The sequence below is a fragment of the Empedobacter tilapiae genome (assembly GCF_004785645.1).
Classification (GTDB): Bacteria; Bacteroidota; Bacteroidia; order Flavobacteriales; family Weeksellaceae; genus Empedobacter; species Empedobacter tilapiae.
The window spans coordinates 212,334-229,337 of record NZ_SRPE01000003.1 but is presented as its reverse complement, the minus strand read 5'-3'; the positions used below and the strand labels follow the sequence as shown (position 1 = coordinate 229,337).

Annotated in this window: 16 protein-coding genes and 5 tRNA genes; 14 read left to right on the top strand and 7 right to left on the bottom strand. The window is 30.7% G+C overall.

Annotated elements, in window-relative coordinates; genetic code table 11:
* Positions 1–39 precede the first annotated feature (39 nt).
* From E4J94_RS05180 to E4J94_RS05165, 4 genes are all read right to left on the bottom strand, one after another.
* A complete protein-coding gene (locus E4J94_RS05180; protein ID WP_135834790.1) occupies positions 40–744 on the bottom strand; it encodes an SDR family oxidoreductase in 705 nt (234 codons plus the stop codon).
* 18 nt (positions 745–762) lie between these two features.
* Complete coding sequence (locus tag E4J94_RS05175) at positions 763–1,536, bottom strand: hypothetical protein (RefSeq protein WP_246034259.1); 774 nt, start codon at positions 1,534–1,536, stop codon at positions 763–765.
* Positions 1,537–1,551: 15 nt separating this feature from the next.
* Complete coding sequence (locus tag E4J94_RS05170; protein WP_135834789.1) at positions 1,552–2,328, bottom strand: hypothetical protein; 777 nt, start codon at positions 2,326–2,328, stop codon at positions 1,552–1,554.
* A gap of 64 nt (positions 2,329–2,392) precedes the next feature.
* A complete protein-coding gene (locus E4J94_RS05165; protein WP_135834788.1) occupies positions 2,393–3,169 on the bottom strand; it encodes an enoyl-CoA hydratase/isomerase family protein in 777 nt (258 codons plus the stop codon).
* Positions 3,170–3,258: 89 nt separating this feature from the next.
* Between E4J94_RS05165 and E4J94_RS05160 the strand changes: the two genes are divergently transcribed.
* The 13 genes from E4J94_RS05160 to E4J94_RS05100 all read left to right on the top strand — a co-directional run bounded on the left by E4J94_RS05160 (position 3,259) and on the right by E4J94_RS05100 (position 12,612).
* Positions 3,259–5,313 carry a T9SS type A sorting domain-containing protein gene (locus E4J94_RS05160; RefSeq protein WP_135834787.1) on the top strand — a complete coding sequence of 685 codons (2,055 nt, stop codon included), beginning with the start codon at positions 3,259–3,261 and terminating at the stop codon, positions 5,311–5,313.
* A gap of 181 nt (positions 5,314–5,494) precedes the next feature.
* On the top strand, positions 5,495–6,889 hold the full coding sequence (locus tag E4J94_RS05155) for an anthranilate synthase component I family protein (RefSeq protein WP_135834786.1): 1,395 nt from the start codon (positions 5,495–5,497) through the stop codon (positions 6,887–6,889).
* Positions 6,890–6,892: 3 nt separating this feature from the next.
* Entirely contained in the window at positions 6,893–7,456 is a 564-nt protein-coding gene (locus tag E4J94_RS05150; protein WP_135834785.1) for an anthranilate synthase component II, read from the top strand.
* A gap of 4 nt (positions 7,457–7,460) precedes the next feature.
* Positions 7,461–8,447, top strand: coding sequence for an anthranilate phosphoribosyltransferase (gene trpD, locus E4J94_RS05145; protein ID WP_135834784.1), 987 nt, complete (start codon positions 7,461–7,463; stop codon positions 8,445–8,447).
* Positions 8,444–9,229 carry an indole-3-glycerol phosphate synthase TrpC gene (gene trpC, locus E4J94_RS05140; RefSeq protein ID WP_135834783.1) on the top strand — a complete coding sequence of 262 codons (786 nt, stop codon included), beginning with the start codon at positions 8,444–8,446 and terminating at the stop codon, positions 9,227–9,229. Before trpD ends, trpC begins: the two co-directional genes overlap by 4 nt.
* Positions 9,226–9,897 (top strand): phosphoribosylanthranilate isomerase, encoded by a 672-nt coding sequence (locus E4J94_RS05135; protein WP_135834782.1) that lies wholly within the window; start codon positions 9,226–9,228, stop codon positions 9,895–9,897. Before trpC ends, E4J94_RS05135 begins: the two co-directional genes overlap by 4 nt.
* A gap of 12 nt (positions 9,898–9,909) precedes the next feature.
* A complete protein-coding gene (gene trpB, locus E4J94_RS05130; protein ID WP_135834781.1) occupies positions 9,910–11,094 on the top strand; it encodes a tryptophan synthase subunit beta in 1,185 nt (394 codons plus the stop codon).
* Positions 11,095–11,154: 60 nt separating this feature from the next.
* Positions 11,155–11,229, top strand: a tRNA-Pro gene (locus E4J94_RS05125).
* A gap of 50 nt (positions 11,230–11,279) precedes the next feature.
* Positions 11,280–11,354 (top strand) — tRNA-Pro (locus E4J94_RS05120).
* 24 nt (positions 11,355–11,378) lie between these two features.
* Positions 11,379–11,452, top strand: a tRNA-Arg gene (locus E4J94_RS05115).
* Positions 11,453–11,471: 19 nt separating this feature from the next.
* Positions 11,472–11,555 (top strand) — tRNA-Ser (locus E4J94_RS05110).
* A gap of 20 nt (positions 11,556–11,575) precedes the next feature.
* A tRNA-Pro gene (locus E4J94_RS05105) sits at positions 11,576–11,650 on the top strand.
* Positions 11,651–11,697: 47 nt separating this feature from the next.
* A complete protein-coding gene (locus E4J94_RS05100) occupies positions 11,698–12,612 on the top strand; it encodes a hypothetical protein (RefSeq protein ID WP_135834780.1) in 915 nt (304 codons plus the stop codon).
* Between the two features lie 36 nt (positions 12,613–12,648).
* Here E4J94_RS05100 and E4J94_RS05095 read toward each other — a convergent pair whose 3' ends face one another.
* Positions 12,649–13,551 carry a ketopantoate reductase family protein gene (locus E4J94_RS05095; protein ID WP_135834779.1) on the bottom strand — a complete coding sequence of 301 codons (903 nt, stop codon included), beginning with the start codon at positions 13,549–13,551 and terminating at the stop codon, positions 12,649–12,651.
* A gap of 88 nt (positions 13,552–13,639) precedes the next feature.
* Positions 13,640–14,794 (bottom strand): hypothetical protein, encoded by a 1,155-nt coding sequence (locus E4J94_RS05090; protein WP_135834778.1) that lies wholly within the window; start codon positions 14,792–14,794, stop codon positions 13,640–13,642.
* Between the two features lie 176 nt (positions 14,795–14,970).
* On the opposite strand from E4J94_RS05090, the gene E4J94_RS05085 reads away from it, so the two are divergent.
* A complete protein-coding gene (locus tag E4J94_RS05085) occupies positions 14,971–16,398 on the top strand; it encodes an amino acid permease (protein ID WP_135834933.1) in 1,428 nt (475 codons plus the stop codon).
* A 68-nt stretch (positions 16,399–16,466) separates the two neighbouring features.
* Here the strand turns inward: E4J94_RS05085 and trxA are convergent, their stop codons facing one another.
* The gene (gene trxA / locus E4J94_RS05080) at positions 16,467–16,823 is read right to left on the bottom strand and encodes a thioredoxin (RefSeq protein WP_135834777.1); all 357 of its coding nucleotides are present in this window, start codon (positions 16,821–16,823) and stop codon (positions 16,467–16,469) included.
* Between the last annotated feature and the right edge of the window lie 181 nt (positions 16,824–17,004).

The following is a 17,004-nucleotide window of genomic DNA, read 5'->3' as shown; positions in this document are numbered from 1 at the left end:
TTTTTTCATAAAAAAAGATCTCTTATCGAGATCTTTAAATTATTTTGTTTTCGTAGGGCGAACTTCTATTTTACTTGGCAAAACATTTGGATTCATTTTCAACAAATCAACTACCATTTGTCCTAAATCTTCGGGCTGAATTTTCCATCCATCCTCCGAATTTGGCACATGATCATTAAAATTAGACGTTACAGAACCAGGCATAATCGTTGTACATTTGATATCATAATTTCTCAAATCTAACATCGCTGCCTGTGTAAAACCAACAACTCCAAATTTCGAAGCATTGTAACCAGCTCCATTCGCAAAGAAATTTGTTCCAGCCAAAGAAGCAATTGAAATATAATATCCTTTCGAAACTTTTAGTGCTTCAACAGATGCTTTTATTGTATGAAAAACTCCTGTCAGATTAGTATCTATCATCGCATTCCAATCTTCTAAAGAAAGTTCATCTACTGGCGCAAATTTTCCTAAACCAGCATTTGCAATCACAATATCTAAACGTCCAAACGCAGAAATAATTTGTTCTACTGCATTTTGTTCATCTTCGAAATGTCTAACATCAGACTGAATCGCCAATACATTTTGATTTCCTAAATAATGACGTGCTTTTTCAACATCATCAATATTTCGTCCAGAAATTGCTACTTTCAAACCACTTTCTACCAACGATTTCGCAATTCCTAATCCAATACCTTTTGTTCCACCCGTTATATAAGCTACTTTACCCTCTATATTTTGCATAATTATTTTTATTAATTTTTATTCTTGCTGTAACCAATTCCACTTATTATTCTTCCAAAAAATAAATCCACCTCCACAAGCTTCTGCTTCATGAATGTAAATTGCATCATAATTTAATTTGACAATTTCATTTTTCGGGACACTTTTAAATTCTCTAAAATCATCTTCATAATTAGACCACAAAGGTGTTCCTTTTCCAACTTTATACAAAATTGGCATTCCGTAATTTTCCATACTAAACGGATCTTTTGTTCCGCCTAAACTATAAATTTTACTTCCATTTTGTTGATGATTAATAATCATTAATCGAACATTTCCATTTGGATCAATCATTCGAAATAAATCATCTTCTATTCCATCTCCAAAAAAATCTCCTTTTATCGCGAAAACATCATAAGAAGTTGCCAAATAATAATCTTTTAAAGCTGAATGTTTTGCAATGATTTTTTCACTTTGATTAATAAATTCATTCTTCGGAGTCAAAAATCCATTGAAAGCATACATTTTATTAGTATCTACACCTGATGTAAGATTTTCATCATACTGAATTTGAGAATTATTTCCTTCAATTTTAACCCAATTTCCATTAACAACTTTTCCATTATCTGTCACCGAAAAAGATTGTAATTTTTTCTCAACTTTTACAGCAGATCCATAAGAAATCTTACCAAAACGTGTCCCATCTGGGTTATTTCGTACAACCAAGCCACTTGGTGCAGTGACGTAAAAAGTTTCTTGCGAAAACACATAAGAAGAAATTCCTATAAAGAATAAAAGAAAATAGTTTTTCATTGTTTTGGTTGTTGGTTATTTTTGGTTCAGCCAGTTCCATTTACCATCTTTTCGGTAAATAAAACCGCCTTCTTTCGCATTGTCTTGATGCACATAAATTGCATCATAATCTAAAGTTACGATTTCATTTTTAGAAACACCATTTAAATTTCGTTTCACTCCATCTTTGTAATTCGAATAAAGTGGTGTTCCTTTCGGAATCATCATCAACGTTCCGAAATCATAATTTGTAATTTTGAACGGATCTTTTGCTCCACCCAAACCATAAATTTGACTTCCTTTTTTTTGATTATTCACAATAAATAAACGAATATTTCCCTTTGTATCAATCATTCTATATAAATAATCAACAATTCCATCACCAAAAAAATCACCTTTTATCGCAAAACATTTGTAAGCCGTCGCTAAATAAAATTCGCTAAAAGCTGGATGTGTAGAAATTTCTGTTTCGAATTGATTAACAAAATTTTGTTGCGTAATCAAATAACCACTAAACGCATACAAATCACCTTGAGCAGAAGAATCATTAACCCCTTCATCAAGAATTAATTTAGATGAACTAACATCTAATTTTACCCAATTTCCACTTTTGGCTTTACCATTATCTTTAATTGCAAAAGCTTCACCTTTTTCAGAAATTTTAACCGGATATCCGTACGGAATTTTACCAATTCGTTTTCCATTCGGACTTGTTCTAACAGTCAAACCTTCCTGTGCAATAACTTGATAAATTTCTTGTGAAAACACAATGGAACTCATCATCAAAATGAATCCAACAACTATTTTTTTCATGATGTAAAATTAAAAAGCTTCAAGTAATCTTGAAGCTTTTATATGAACTATTTTAAATTAAAATTTACTTAAAATTAGGTTTTCTTTTCTCAATAAAAGCAATTGTTCCTTCTTTGAAATCTTCTTCGTCAAATAAATTTCCAAAACTTTCAATTTCAACTTCAAAACCATTGTCTTTATCCGATGCATTAATCGCTCGAATCGCATGACGAATCGCTACAGAAGAATTTTTAGAAATTTTAGTCGCAATTTCTTTCGCACGATTGATTAATTCTACTTGTTCCACAACTTCGTTCACTAAACCAATTTCATACGCACGCTCAGCTGTAAACATATCTGCTGTCATAATTGCCTGCATTGCACGACCTTTCCCTATTAATTTGGGCAAACGTTGTGTGCCTCCATAACCTGGAATCAAACCTAATGTAACCTCAGGTAATCCTAATTTTGCATTAGTTGATGCAATACGAAAATGAGACGCCATCGCCAATTCTAATCCTCCTCCTAAAGCAAAACCATTAACTGCTGCAATAACAGGTTTCTTAGAGTTTTCTATTTTATCAAAAACATTTTCTTGTCCTTTTGCAGCTAACTGTTCACCTTGATGACCATCAAAATTAGCGAATTCTTTGATGTCCGCTCCAGCAACGAAAGATTTTTCACCAGAACCTGTTAAAATAATTACTCGAATATCTGAGTCAGAATCTGCATTTGTAAAAAAATTAGAAATATCATCTAATAAATCTTTATTTAATGCATTTAACGCTTCTGGACGATTTAAGGTAACTAATGCAATTTTATTTTCTACTTCAACAATCAGATTGTTATAATTATATTCCATTTTGTTTGTGTTTTTATTACTATCCAAATTTAGTAAATACTTTCAATTCTTTAAATTATATTTGATACCTGATTAATACAATATTACTTATGAAAAAAATTTTATTTTTATTTGCATTAATTCTTGCAACAAATAGTTTTGGACAGTTTAATACAGATAGAGAGGCATATCTTTCTTTACTACAAAAGCTACAAAAGGATCCTAAAAGGATTTATGAATTACCAGAAAAGCCTAATACGTCAAGTGAATCTAGCTCTTATGTTAATTTCAAATTTATAAATGGTGAAGAAAAGTTAATTAATTTAAAGATAAGTAATTTTGATATTACTCAGAATCAAAATACAGACTCTAAGACTATTAATATCACTAATGAAATAAAACAATTTAACTTGTCAGAAAGTTTGATAATTTCTGCAAGTGCTAATTTTAAAACAACTGAATTTAAAAATACGTATCAAATCGATTTTCATGAATTAAGTAATTTAATAAATCTAACAACATTCTCCTTTAAAGGCGGTATTAGCAAATCTGTTGAATTACAAGTTTTTAATCTAGATAAGATTAAGAACCTGAATAATTTGAATACTTTAGGTTTACATTCTTTAAAAATCGATGGAGAAGTCTATTCAACTTTAGAGTCTACTACTCAGTATAAAATTAAAGACTTTAGCATAAGTCCTTTTAATTCAAATAATGAGTATATCTATAATTATAATTTTTCAAGCTTTAAAGATTCATTAGAAAAATTAACGATTGAAGGTTTTAGAGGAGATTTGAATAATGATTTCTTTAGTAATTTACCTAATCTTAAAGTATTCACGCAGATAGGTAGCTTTGAAAACTTTCCTTCAAATTTGAGTAACTCTCAAAACTTGGAAGAAATTGTTTTAGAAAGTTATAACGGATTTAATATTTTACCTACTCAAATATCTAATTTAACGAATTTAAAAAGTTTAGTAATTAGAACAAATCAACTTCAACTTCCTACAACTTTTAGCAACTTAAAAAATCTTCAATCTTTTGAAATTAGACAAAATAAAATTGATGGATTGGAACCTCTTGAGAAAGTTAATAGTTTAGAAAATTTAACTTTATTTTTTTATGATGCAAATAAAAAAAATCTTGACTTACAGAATTTAAATAATCTAAAAAAATTAACTTATAAATATGATCCAGCTCAATTAGTTGATTTACATCCAGAAGATTATTCTTTACCAAATGGAGTTGAAAAATTAACAAATCTTGAGTATTTAAATATTTCTGTAAGTAAAATTCCTGTTAATATTAACAAACTAACTAATCTAAAAAACTTGTATATAGAATATATCGATGATGAACTATTTCCGAAAATTGATTTTAGTAATAATATTAATTTAGAATCTTTAATGTTAAATAGATTTGCTAATAATTATAATACAAATGTTTTAAAAACACCAAGAATTAAATTTGATAAAGAATTTGATAAATTAACAAACCTAAGTTGGATAGATTTTTGGAATGTTCCAGTTGAAATGGATGTAACAAACAAATTCAATAAACTTTTTAATTTAACACATCCCGATCCAAATGTAACATTATTAAAGTATTTTGGCTTTGAGAATATCAAAACAAATATTCCAAATAAGTTAGATGGAATATTAAATATTTGTAATGATCACGATATCTATTTGTATGTAGCAGGGAATTCTCCTAAAACAATTGATTACAGAAATAAATCTTTAACTAATTATACATATTTTAATTTAGACTTAAAGGACACTGATAATCCACTTATTATTGTTGATGATGTAAATAAATTCAAACAGACTTTTGGAGAAACTTATTATAATAATACAACTCAAACTGATATTCCTTACAATCTTACAACCTCAACAGAGCCTTGCGAAAGAACTTTATCGACAAATAATTTAACTAAATCTGATGTTAAAATCTATCCAAATCCAGTTGTAGATATATTAAATATAGAAACTGATACAAACAAAAATTCAATTAAAATTATTGATTTAACTGGAAAAATAATTGAATCTTACGTATCAAATAAAAAGAAAATTACAATTGATACAAATAGTTTTCCAAAAGGAATCTATGTTGTAGAAGTTGAAAATGAGAAAGGAAAAACAATTTCAAAATTTATCAAAAAATAATTTGTACAATTCAAAATCCTTTCTAAATTTGTCACAATGAAAACATTATTTACAAATAACTGGTGGTGGAATATCGGACAACAAAACGTTGGTTCGTAAGACCTCTATGCAGTTATATGTAGAAAAGGCTTGTCGTAACCGACAAGCCTTTTTTTGTGCTCTAAACCTAAATATTTAACAAATGAATTTAACTTTTAATATACAGAAAGAAACTGTTTTAGCGGATTTAACGACTCCTGTTCAGCTTTATTTGAAACTTCGAGATATTTATCCAAATACCTTATTATTAGAGAGTTCTGACTATCATTCGAAGACAGATGCTAACTCTTTTATTTGCCTTAATCCGATCGCAACTTTTAAGGTTACAAACGGAATGGTAAATGAAACGTATGTAAATGGAGAAACAAAAGAATATGCGTTGAATAGTCAAGAATTGACAGAAAAATTCAAAGAATTTACAAGTCAGTTTATGATTCAAAATGGAGAAGATTTACCTGTAAATGGTTTGTTTGGATACATTGCTTGGGACGCTATTCCACATTTCGAAACAGTAAAATTTTCGGCAAAAGGAAATGAAGCAACGATCCCAGAATTTTCATATTCGTTCTATCAAAATATTGTGGTCTTCAATCATTTTCACAATGAAATTCAATTTATCGAATATCAAAATGAACAAACAATTTCTAAATTTTCTGAAATAAAAAGTGTTGTTTATAACAAATCAATTGTTGAATATCCATTTAATGTGGAAAGTGAAATTCAATCGAATTTAACGGATGACGAATTCAAAGAAATGGTGACAAAATGTAAACAATCTTGTTTTCGTGGAGATGTCTTTCAGATTGTTCCTTCTCGTCAATTCAAACAAAAATTTTCGGGTGATGAATTCAATGTTTACCGCATTTTACGTTCGGTAAATCCTTCGCCTTATTTGTTTTATTTCGATTACGGAAATTATAAAATCTTCGGTTCTTCACCAGAAGCGCAAATTATCATCAATAATAATCATGCAGAAATTCATCCAATTGCAGGAACGGTTCGTAGAACTGGAAGTCCAACTTTGGACAAAGAATTAACCGAAAAATTAATCGCTGATCCTAAAGAAAACGAAGAGCATGTGATGTTAGTCGATTTGGCTCGAAATGATTTGAGTCGAAATTCTACTGATGTAAAAGTTGCGCAATACAAAGAAATTCAGTATTTCTCGCATGTGATTCACATGGTTTCGAAAGTAACTGCGCAATTGAATCCTAGCGTGAATACAATGAAAGTTTTTGCAGATTCTTTTCCTGCTGGAACACTTTCTGGTGCACCAAAATTCAAAGCAATGGAATTGTTAGACGGTTACGAAAATCAAAATCGTGGCGTTTATGGTGGTGGAATTGGCTATTTAGGTTTTAACGGAGATATCAATATGGCGATTGCGATTCGTACGTTCGTCAGCAAACAAAATACCTTATATTTTCAGGCTGGTGCTGGAGTTGTTTCCAAATCGGTCGAAGAAAATGAATTACAAGAAGTCAATCATAAATTAGGAGCGCTTCGTCGCTCAATAGAAATCGCTCAAAACCTATAAACTATGAAAATTTTAGTTATCGATAATTACGATTCTTTCACCTATAATTTAGTGCATTCGCTAAAGAAATTCGCCGATGATATTACCGTCGTTCGCAATGATGGAATTACTTTGGAAGAGGTAAATAATTATGATAAAATATTACTTTCTCCAGGTCCAGGAGTTCCTGATGAAGCCAATTTATTAAAACCAATCATTGAGAAATATGCTACAACAAAATCTATTTTTGGTGTTTGTTTAGGACAACAAGCAATTGGAGAGGTTTTTGGTGGAAAATTATTAAATACACAAGAAGTTTTTCACGGAGTTGAATCAACAATTGAAGTGATAAAAGACGAAGTGTTATTCCATAATTTACCAAAAAAAATAGAAGTTGGACGTTACCATTCTTGGGTAGTTTCGAACGAATATTTTCCTGAAGAATTAGAAATTACAGCAGTTGGTCCAAAAGGAGAAATAATGGCTTTGCGTCATAAAACCTACGATGTTCGTGGTGTTCAGTTTCATCCAGAATCTATTTTGACGCCACTTGGAGATGAGATGATTAAAAATTGGTTAGAGGCTTAAGACTATGAAAAAATTATTAAATTTATTATTCGAAAATTATACCTTGAGCGAAGATGAAGCGTATCAAATTATGGTGGAAATTTCGGAAGAAAAATATTCAGCTGTTGAATTAGCTTCTTTTGTAACCATTTTTAATATGCGTAATATTACATTAGAGGAATTAAAAGGTTATCGTCAAGCGTTATTAGATTTATGCATAAAAATAAATTTACCAAAACAAGCGATTGATGTTGTAGGAACGGGTGGAGATGGAAAAGACACCTTCAATATTTCTACATTGAGCTGTTTTGTTTTGGCCGGAGCTGGTGAAAAAATTATCAAACAAGGAAATTATGGAGCGTCCTCTGTGAGCGGTTCTTCGAATATGTTGGATAATTTTGGTTACGAATTTTCTGTTAATCAAGATAAACTAAAACGTGAATTCGACAAAGTTGGGATTACTTTTTTACATGCACCTCTTTTTCATCCGGCTTTAGCTAAAGTTGCTCCGATTAGAAAAGGTTTGGCGGTAAAAACATTTTTCAATTTAATGGGACCTTTAGTGAATCCTGTTCAACCAGAATTTCAAAATTTAGGAACATACGATGTTAAAACTGCTCGATTATATCATTATGTAATGCAAAATTCAAACATTCGATATTCGATTTCAACTGCGTTGGCTGGTTATGATGAAATTTCGTTGACATCGCCTACAAAAGTGTACAATAATTCGGGTGAATTTGTTTTAGAAAGTAAAGATTTTGGTTTAAGTATTCTTCAACCTGATGAGATAAAAGGCGGAAAATCAATCGAAGAAAATTCTAAAATATTTTTGAGCGTTTTAGAAGGAAATTCAACCAAAGCACAAAAAGAAGTTGTGTTAGCAAACGCTGCTTTAGCGCTTAAAACAATTTATCCAAACAAAGATTTAATAGAATGTGTAGCGATTGCGAACGAAAGTTTAGACAGTAAAAAAGCATTAAATGTATTCCAAAAATTAATGAAACCATGAAAACGATATTAGACGAAATTGTCGCGCAAAAACGTGTTGAAATTTTAGAAAAACAGAAAACTCAATCAATCGAAAGTTTTAGAAATTCAGAAAATTTCTTGCTTCCTGTAAAATCTGCAAAAGTTTCTATTTTAGATGAATCAAAATCTGGAATTATTGCAGAATTTAAACGAAAATCACCTTCAAAAGGTTTTATCAACAAAGATGCAAACGTAAAAGAAGTCGTTTCGGGTTACGAGAAATTTGGTGCTTCTGTGGTTTCTGTTTTGACAGATGAACAATTTTTTGGTGGAAGTTTTGATGATTTGAATCAAGCAAAAGAAGTTTTGAATATTCCAGTTTTACGCAAAGATTTTATTGTTGATGAATTTCAAGTTTATGAAACAAAAGCAATTGGTGCGGATTTAATGTTGTTGATTGCAGAATGTTTGACGAAAGATGAAGTCTATCATTTATCGAAAACAGCTAAAGAAATTGGGTTAGAAGTTTTGCTAGAATTACATTCTGAAGATCAATTGGAAAAAGTAAATGAATTCATTGATTTAATTGGAATTAACAACCGTAATTTGAAAAATTTTGAAGTTGATATTGAGAAATCAAAACAAATCTTGAAACAGTTACCAACCGATTTAATCAAAGTTGCGGAAAGTGGAATTTCTGATCCTAAAACAGTAAAAGAATTAAGACAAGCTGGTTTTCAAGCTTTTTTGATTGGTGAAAATTTTATGAAAGCTGAAAATCCTTGTTTAGCATTTGAACAATTCGTAAAAGAATCTAAATGAAACGCTTTCAAGTAAAAGTTTGCGGAAATAATAACGTAGAAAATTTCAAAGAAATTGCAGCAATCGAACCTGATTATGTTGGATTTATTTTCTATCCAAAATCAAAACGATTTATAGAAGACGAATCTATTTTTGAAGTTTTTCCAAATGCAGAAAAAGTTGGCGTTTTCGTGAATGAATTCATCGAAAATATTCTCGAAAAAGTTGAACAATATAAATTAGATGTTGTCCAATTACATGGTGATGAAACAGCAAACTTTTGTGAAGAATTAATCAATCAAAAACATCAACGATTACTAACTGATGAAAGCTTTTTGGACTTTAAAATTTGGAAAGCTGTTGGTATAAAATCGATTGAAGATTTTCAACAATTAACCACTTATCAACAAGTTGTTGACGGTTTTGTTTTTGACACAAAATCAATTAATTATGGTGGAACAGGAAAGAAATTTGATTGGCAATTGTTAACAAACTATCAGTTATCAACACCCTTTTTATTAAGTGGCGGAATAACTCTTGAGGATGCATTGATCTTGAAAAATTTTCAACATCCGAGATGTATTGGATTTGATATCAATAGTGGTTTTGAGTCAGCACCAGGAATAAAAAAAACTGACGAAGTAAAACAGTTTATCGATACAATTGATGGACGAATTGAGCAAAATTAAAAAAGAAACAAAATGAAATACGAAGTTGACGAAAAAGGTTTTTATGGTGAATTTGGAGGAGCATTTATTCCGGAATTATTACATCATAATTGTGAAGAATTATCAGAAGCTTTAGCAAAATATGTCGATACAGACGAATTCAAAAACGAATTTAATTTATTACTAAAAGATTATGTTGGACGTCCAAGTCCATTGTATTTTGCACCAAATCTTTCAAAAAAATATAACACCAATATTTTATTAAAGCGTGAAGATTTGAATCATACAGGAGCGCATAAAATCAACAATGCAATTGGTCAAGCACTTTTAGCAAAACGAATGGGCAAAACCAAAATTATTGCCGAAACTGGTGCTGGACAACATGGTGTTGCTACTGCTACTGTTTGTGCGTTGATGGGATTAGAATGTATCGTTTTTATGGGAGAAATTGACATTGCTCGTCAAGCACCAAATGTTGCGCGAATGAAAATGTTAGGAGCAGAGGTGATTCCTGCAACTTCGGGAAGTAAAACATTGAAAGATGCAACAAATGAAGCAATCCGTTATTGGATCAATAATCCTGAAACTTTTTATATTATTGGTTCTGTTGTTGGACCTCATCCTTATCCTGCAATGGTAACCAAATTTCAAGCGATTATTTCGGAAGAAATTAAAGCGCAAATGAAAGAGAAATATGAGAAAGAAAATCCTGATTATGTGATTGCTTGTGTTGGAGGTGGAAGTAATGCTGCAGGAGCTTTTTATCACTTTTTGGATAACGAAGAAGTAAAATTAATCGCGGTTGAAGCTGCTGGTTTAGGTGTAGAATCTGGAGAAACTGCTGCGACAACGATTAAAGGAACGGAAGGAATTATTCATGGAAGTCGAACATTATTGATGCAAGATAAAGATGGACAAATTGTTGAACCTTATTCTATTTCTGCTGGATTAGACTATCCTGGAGTTGGTCCTTTACATGCGCATTTGTTCAAAACTGGACGTGCTGAATTCTTAAATGCAACAGATGATGAAGCCTTGGAAGCAGCTTTTATGTTGACAAAAGAGGAAGGAATCATTCCTGCATTAGAATCTTCTCACGCTTTAGCTGCTTTAGAAAAAATTAATTTTAAACCGCAAGACATTGTGGTTCTGAACCTTTCAGGGAGAGGAGATAAAGATTTAGAAACATATATGAAAGTTTCCGAAAAATATTCTTAAAAATATTTGGTTATTTTTCAAAAATCACCTTACATTTGCACCCACGATAATGAAATCTATCGGGGTGTAGCGTAGCCCGGTCATCGCGCCTGCTTTGGGAGCAGGAGGTCGCAGGTTCGAATCCTGCCACCCCGACAAAATTTTCATCCGAAAATAGAAAGATTTATCGTAAAGAATGACCGAATCGGGGTGTAGCGTAGCCCGGTCATCGCGCCTGCTTTGGGAGCAGGAGGTCGCAGGTTCGAATCCTGCCACCCCGACAAAATTCAATGAATTTTTGGATCGGTCCAGTAGCTCAGCTGGATAGAGCAACTGCCTTCTAAGCAGTAGGTCTCAGGTTCGAATCCTGACTGGATCACACGTTTTATTAAAAACTAGGAGAGGTGCCAGAGCGGTAATGGAGCAGATTGCTAATCTGTCATCGGGAAACCGATGCCAGGGTTCGAGTCCCTGTCTCTCCGCTTTTTTTGAATGACCGAATCGGGGTGTAGCGTAGCCCGGTCATCGCGCCTGCTTTGGGAGCAGGAGGTCGCAGGTTCGAATCCTGCCACCCCGACAAAAACCTTTGTAATTTTACAAAGGTTTTTTTTATACATTTATTTAATGAAATCTATCTTAGGTAATAAAGAATCTTTTATCTCATACTCCGTCGCTTTTCTATTTATTTTAATCATGATTGGAGCGGCAATAATTTATAGTGATAAAGAAATCATTTTACCAGAAGTCGCTGCATTATCTGTTGGAATTTTAACGTTTCGAGAAAACAAATGGCTACAACAGCCTTTTCATATATTTTTACTTCCATCCATAACTGCTATTTTAGGATTTGGAATTAATTTTTTACCAATTTTACTATCATTCAAATTAGCATTAGTTTTAATCGCTATATTAATTGTTTTGAAAATTTTTAAAAGTCAACTTGCGCCTGCATTAGCTACGGGATTATTACCAATTCTTACAAATGCAGAATCTTTTATATTTCTATATGCAATATTTCTATTTGTCTTTTTACTTTTTCTATCAATAAAAATATTCAAACTAAAACCAACTGAAAATGCGGTTCCAATGATTTACACAAGCCATAACAGATGGTTAATTGGATTATGCATAGTTTGGTTTGTAGCTTGTTATTTTAGTGGATTTACGCACTTCTCTGCCATTCCGCCTATTATTGTAATTTCTTTTGAATCTTTAAATAATCCAACATTAAAATTAACCGTACGTATAAAACGTATTCTTGTGATGTTTATGGCTACTATGACTGGCTGTTTGACAATGCATTATCTTGACAATTGGTTAATCATTGGTTTAATAGATTTGATTATCGTAATGTTTGTTTTGAAGTTAACAGATTTACGCTTACCTCCCGCTTTTGCAATGGTTATTTTACCAATGATTCTGCCTTCTGATTCTATAAAATATTTACCTGTTGCAACATTAATCATGAGTATATTTTTTATGTTATCGATTTATATTATTCAGAAAATTGCTTATCCAAAAGCGATAGATTTCAAATAAAAAAGTCATCCAAACTTGAATGACTTTGTAACTATTTTAATATGTTTCTTCGATTGATTTTATCATATTATAAATGAATTTGTTGTAAGGTGTCGGAATATTATATTGTTTTCCTAAACTAATAATTTCGCCTGCAAATTGATCCACTTCAGAATATCGTTTTGCTTCTCGATCTTGTAACATCGAAGTTTTACCAAACTCGTTCACAATTTTCATCGTAGACTTCATTCGATCCACTTCTTCTTGACCAATTGCAACTCCGTGCGCATTCCCAACCGCAAGAACTTCGTTAGAAATCATATCAATTAACACCTCGAGATGTTGATTGGTACGAAATTGTCCATATGGAAACTCCAATAAAAACGTCAATTGATTTCCTACAACATTTACCAAATATTTCGCCCATTGCGCTTTCTGAATATCATCCGATAATTGATTTGGAATTTCAGCAACATTCATCAATTCATGTAAATCGACTAATTTATCATGATTAATTGAATTCATTTTCCCGAAAATAATTTTTCCTATACTCGAAAACGTCACGCGATTATCAACTTTTACCGCATCCATGTACGCAACCGCATTCACCACACGATTCCATCCAAAATGATCTGCCAAAACACGTTCAGAAGAAATTCCGTTCATCAAACTTACAATCATCGTATATTCACCAACAAAAGGCTTCATATCTTCTATAGCTTGCTGTAAATGCGAACTTTTAACGACTAAAAATATATAATCTGGATAATTATTATCCTCGATTTTTGTCACATAATTAAAATCATACGCTTTATCATTCACAAAAATTTGAGATTTTTCGTATCGATTTTTTCGCTCCTCATCTACAATTACACTTACAATTTCTAGATTATATTCATAAAAACTCGCCGCATATTTTGCTCCTAAAGCTCCTAATCCAAGAAAATAAATTGATTTCATTTTTTTGTTATTTAGAAGATAAATTTAAACTAAAATCAACAACATTTACGAATTTAAGTCTTTGAAAAGTATAATATTTCGGTTATAATCAATTTTGATAAACCTTTGTCAACTCATTTGGATTTAGATACAAATAATAAATAAAATTACGCAAATCATCAAGATTTGAGTTAGAATCTAAAGATGTTTCATTGTCTTTTTGAAAATTCTTTTTAAAAACATCATACAATTGATTTATTTTTTTCCAATTCTCTTTCGTAGCAATTTTTTCAACAGATTTTTTATTAGTCGAATTTGCTAATTGCGAAGGCGTTTTCTGAATCGCTTCAAATAAAACATATAAATTGTTGACATGATTGATATAATTGTATGTTTCATTTACTGCAAAATAATTCAGAAGAGTTTTCTCTTCATCCGAAATTTTCAAGCTTGAAATTAACATCATTTCCTCACCTAACCATTCATAAACCGACAATCCAATTTGAGAAGCATTTGACGTCACAACCATTCTTGGAATTGGTTCTGCATTTGCAATTTTATTTAAAGTAAATTCTATTTTTTGATTCAGAATATTCAATCGATCATTTGCAGGAGCAAGACATTTCAAAGCATAATCGCAATTGTATCCTAACGCAATAATCTCTTCAAATTCAGAAAAAATATCAGCAGAAGTATCATTGTTAAAACTCTCAAAATTTTGTAAACAATTGTCTTGATATTTTTCTTTAAAATCATTCATAGAAGAATAATCTTTTTTATCAATATCCCAAATAAGATTAAAATTATAGGCAAAAACATTCATAAATTGCATAGTTCTGCTTTGAGGATTTTCATCAACAAATTTTTGATACACTTCTACTTTCGGAGATTCTGTATCATAATCATCCATCAACGCAATTAAAAACCGTTCGTTAATTGGAATTTTAGTTCCAAATTTTTTCTCAACAGATTTCTTTAATTTCTCTTTATAATCCACAAAATATGATTTTTGATTATCATTTAACACAAAATAAACTTCAAGAGACGAAATCAATCCAACTTTCTTTCCTAGTTCATTTTTATTATCTAACAAATATTTTTCGAAAGAAGAATAATCAATTCCTTTTTCTTTCGTTTTTTCTAAAATTGCTTCATCAGGATAAATCCTCGAACCAAAAGGTAACGAATACAAAAAAGGACCATCTGCAAAGAGCTGAACAGAAGTAAATAGCGTTAGTAAAAAAGTTAAAAGTAATTTTTTCATATAATTGATTTTTATAAATTTAAAAAATATCTTTTTTATTATAATTTTATTTCTATTTATAACTTAATATAATATTCTGTGAATATTAATTCAAACAAGACAATTATTCAATTTCTTCCTTATTCAAAATACTTTTTACATATATTTAACAAATTAATATATCACACGTGAGTCAAATAAATAATACTGAAGAAAAAGAATTACAAAGAGGTCTTACAAACCGACACATTCAATTAATTGCTTTAGGAGGAGCTATTGGAACTGGTTTATTTTTAGGAATTGGTCCAGCTGCAGTTCTTGCAGGACCATCTGTTATTTTAGGATATGCAATCGCTGGAATTATTGCTTTTTTTATTATGCGTCAATTAGGAGAAATGGTTGTTAACGAACCTGTTTCAGGAAGTTTCAGTCATTTTGCATATAAATATTGGGGATCTTTTGCTGGATTTGCTTCTGGCTGGAATTATTGGATTCTTTATGTCTTAGTGAGTATGTCAGAATTAACAGCTATCGGAATTTATGTACAATTTTGGTGGCCTGATATTCCTTTATGGGCTTCAAGTTTGTTCTTTTTTATTGTGATTAATGCTTTGAATTTAGGATCTGTAAAAATGTTCGGAGAAGCCGAATTTTGGTTTTCTATTATAAAAGTTATCGCTATTATCGCTATGATTATTTTTGGTTCTTATTTATTAATTAGTGGAACAGGAGGTGAGCAAGCAACTATACAAAACCTTTGGAATAATGGAGGTTTTTTTCCTAAAGGGTGGTTATCTGGTAATAGTGAAAACGGTTTTAGTGGATTATTTGCTGCAATGGCACTGATTATGTTCTCTTTTGGAGGATTAGAATTAATTGGAATTACAGCCGCTGAAGCCAAAAGTCCTGAAAAAACGATTCCTAAAGCTACAAATCAAGTGATTTATAGAATTTTAATCTTTTATGTTGGAGCATTAATTATCTTATTTTCATTAGCGCCTTGGGAAACGATTACAGATAAGAGTAGTCCATTTGTAATGGTTTTTGAAAACTTAAATGGTTTAAAATTTAATCTTTTTGGCAACACAATTGATTTTTCTAGATTAATTGCAAACGCACTAAATATTATTGTTTTGACGGCAGCTTTATCTGTTTACAATAGCTCTGTTTACAGTAATAGTAGAATGTTGTATGGTTTAGCAGAACAAGGAAATGCACCTAAATTCTTAAAAAAATTAAACAAAAATCACGTACCTGTTATGGCTATTGTGGTTTCTTCTATTTTTGCTGCCGTATGTATTATTATTAATAAAGTAATACCGGAAGATGCTTTTCATATTTTAATGTCTTTAGTCGTCTCTTCTTTAGTTATTAATTGGATTATGATTTCAATTACTCATCTTAAATATAGAAAACAAAAAGAATTAGAGAATTCTAAAACATTATTCCCTTCTTTTATTTATCCGATTAGCAATTACATTTGCTTAATATTTCTATTTGGAATATTAATAGTTATGTGGTTTACAGGACTTAAAATATCTGTAGAGTTAATACCAGCTTGGTTAATCTTTCTTTATATTTCTTATTTAATTGTGAAAGCCAATAAAAAGAAAAAAAGTTTATAAAATCAAAAATCCGCTCAATGAGCGGATTTTCTTTAATAATCGACCTTGGTTGCAAAGCAAACCTATTTTTAAATATATTTTTTGATTTCTGCCACCAATTGTTCTTTTGGTCGTGCTCCGCTTTGTTTCCATAATAATTCACCATTTTTGAAAATGGCAAAAGTCGGAACTCCTTGCACTTGATATCGAGCAGCTAAATCTTGATATTTATCAACATCCACTTTTAGAATTTTGACATCATCTCCCAATTCTTCTTTCACTTGTTGCAAAACTGGTTCCATCATTTGACAAGGGCCACACCAAGTTGCAAAAAAATCTAACAAAACTGGTTTATCTGAATTAATAATTTCTTCGAAAGTCATCGTTTTTGATTCTTCTTTGTTATTTGATTGATTTTTATTTCGGTTGAATAAATTTTTAAACATCTTTATTTTTTCTTCTTAAATATACTAAAAAAAGCACTTCCGAAGAAGTGCTTCATAATTAGCTTTACTAATTATTAACCTAACCTATGAAAAATTTATTCTACTGTTAGTGCTACTAACATTTAGATATAATCAAAACAAATACCAAGTTTAAAATACTGACAATCTGTTTTTTACATTT

What these genes read in the sequence shown, in the direction of transcription:
- E4J94_RS05180 (WP_135834790.1), bottom strand. Translation starts at nt 744, where the DNA reads ATGCAAAATATAGAGGGTAAAGTAGCTTATATAACGGGTGGAACAAAA.
- E4J94_RS05175 (WP_246034259.1), bottom strand. Translation starts at nt 1,536, where the DNA reads ATGAAAAACTATTTTCTTTTATTCTTTATAGGAATTTCTTCTTATGTG.
- E4J94_RS05170 (WP_135834789.1), bottom strand. Translation starts at nt 2,328, where the DNA reads ATGAAAAAAATAGTTGTTGGATTCATTTTGATGATGAGTTCCATTGTG.
- E4J94_RS05165 (WP_135834788.1), bottom strand. Translation starts at nt 3,169, where the DNA reads ATGGAATATAATTATAACAATCTGATTGTTGAAGTAGAAAATAAAATT.
- E4J94_RS05160 (WP_135834787.1), top strand. Translation starts at nt 3,259, where the DNA reads ATGAAAAAAATTTTATTTTTATTTGCATTAATTCTTGCAACAAATAGT.
- E4J94_RS05155 (WP_135834786.1), top strand. Translation starts at nt 5,495, where the DNA reads ATGAATTTAACTTTTAATATACAGAAAGAAACTGTTTTAGCGGATTTA.
- E4J94_RS05150 (WP_135834785.1), top strand. Translation starts at nt 6,893, where the DNA reads ATGAAAATTTTAGTTATCGATAATTACGATTCTTTCACCTATAATTTA.
- trpD (WP_135834784.1), top strand. Translation starts at nt 7,461, where the DNA reads ATGAAAAAATTATTAAATTTATTATTCGAAAATTATACCTTGAGCGAA.
- trpC (WP_135834783.1), top strand. Translation starts at nt 8,444, where the DNA reads ATGAAAACGATATTAGACGAAATTGTCGCGCAAAAACGTGTTGAAATT.
- E4J94_RS05135 (WP_135834782.1), top strand. Translation starts at nt 9,226, where the DNA reads ATGAAACGCTTTCAAGTAAAAGTTTGCGGAAATAATAACGTAGAAAAT.
- trpB (WP_135834781.1), top strand. Translation starts at nt 9,910, where the DNA reads ATGAAATACGAAGTTGACGAAAAAGGTTTTTATGGTGAATTTGGAGGA.
- E4J94_RS05100 (WP_135834780.1), top strand. Translation starts at nt 11,698, where the DNA reads ATGAAATCTATCTTAGGTAATAAAGAATCTTTTATCTCATACTCCGTC.
- E4J94_RS05095 (WP_135834779.1), bottom strand. Translation starts at nt 13,551, where the DNA reads ATGAAATCAATTTATTTTCTTGGATTAGGAGCTTTAGGAGCAAAATAT.
- E4J94_RS05090 (WP_135834778.1), bottom strand. Translation starts at nt 14,794, where the DNA reads ATGAAAAAATTACTTTTAACTTTTTTACTAACGCTATTTACTTCTGTT.
- trxA (WP_135834777.1), bottom strand. Translation starts at nt 16,823, where the DNA reads ATGTTTAAAAATTTATTCAACCGAAATAAAAATCAATCAAATAACAAA.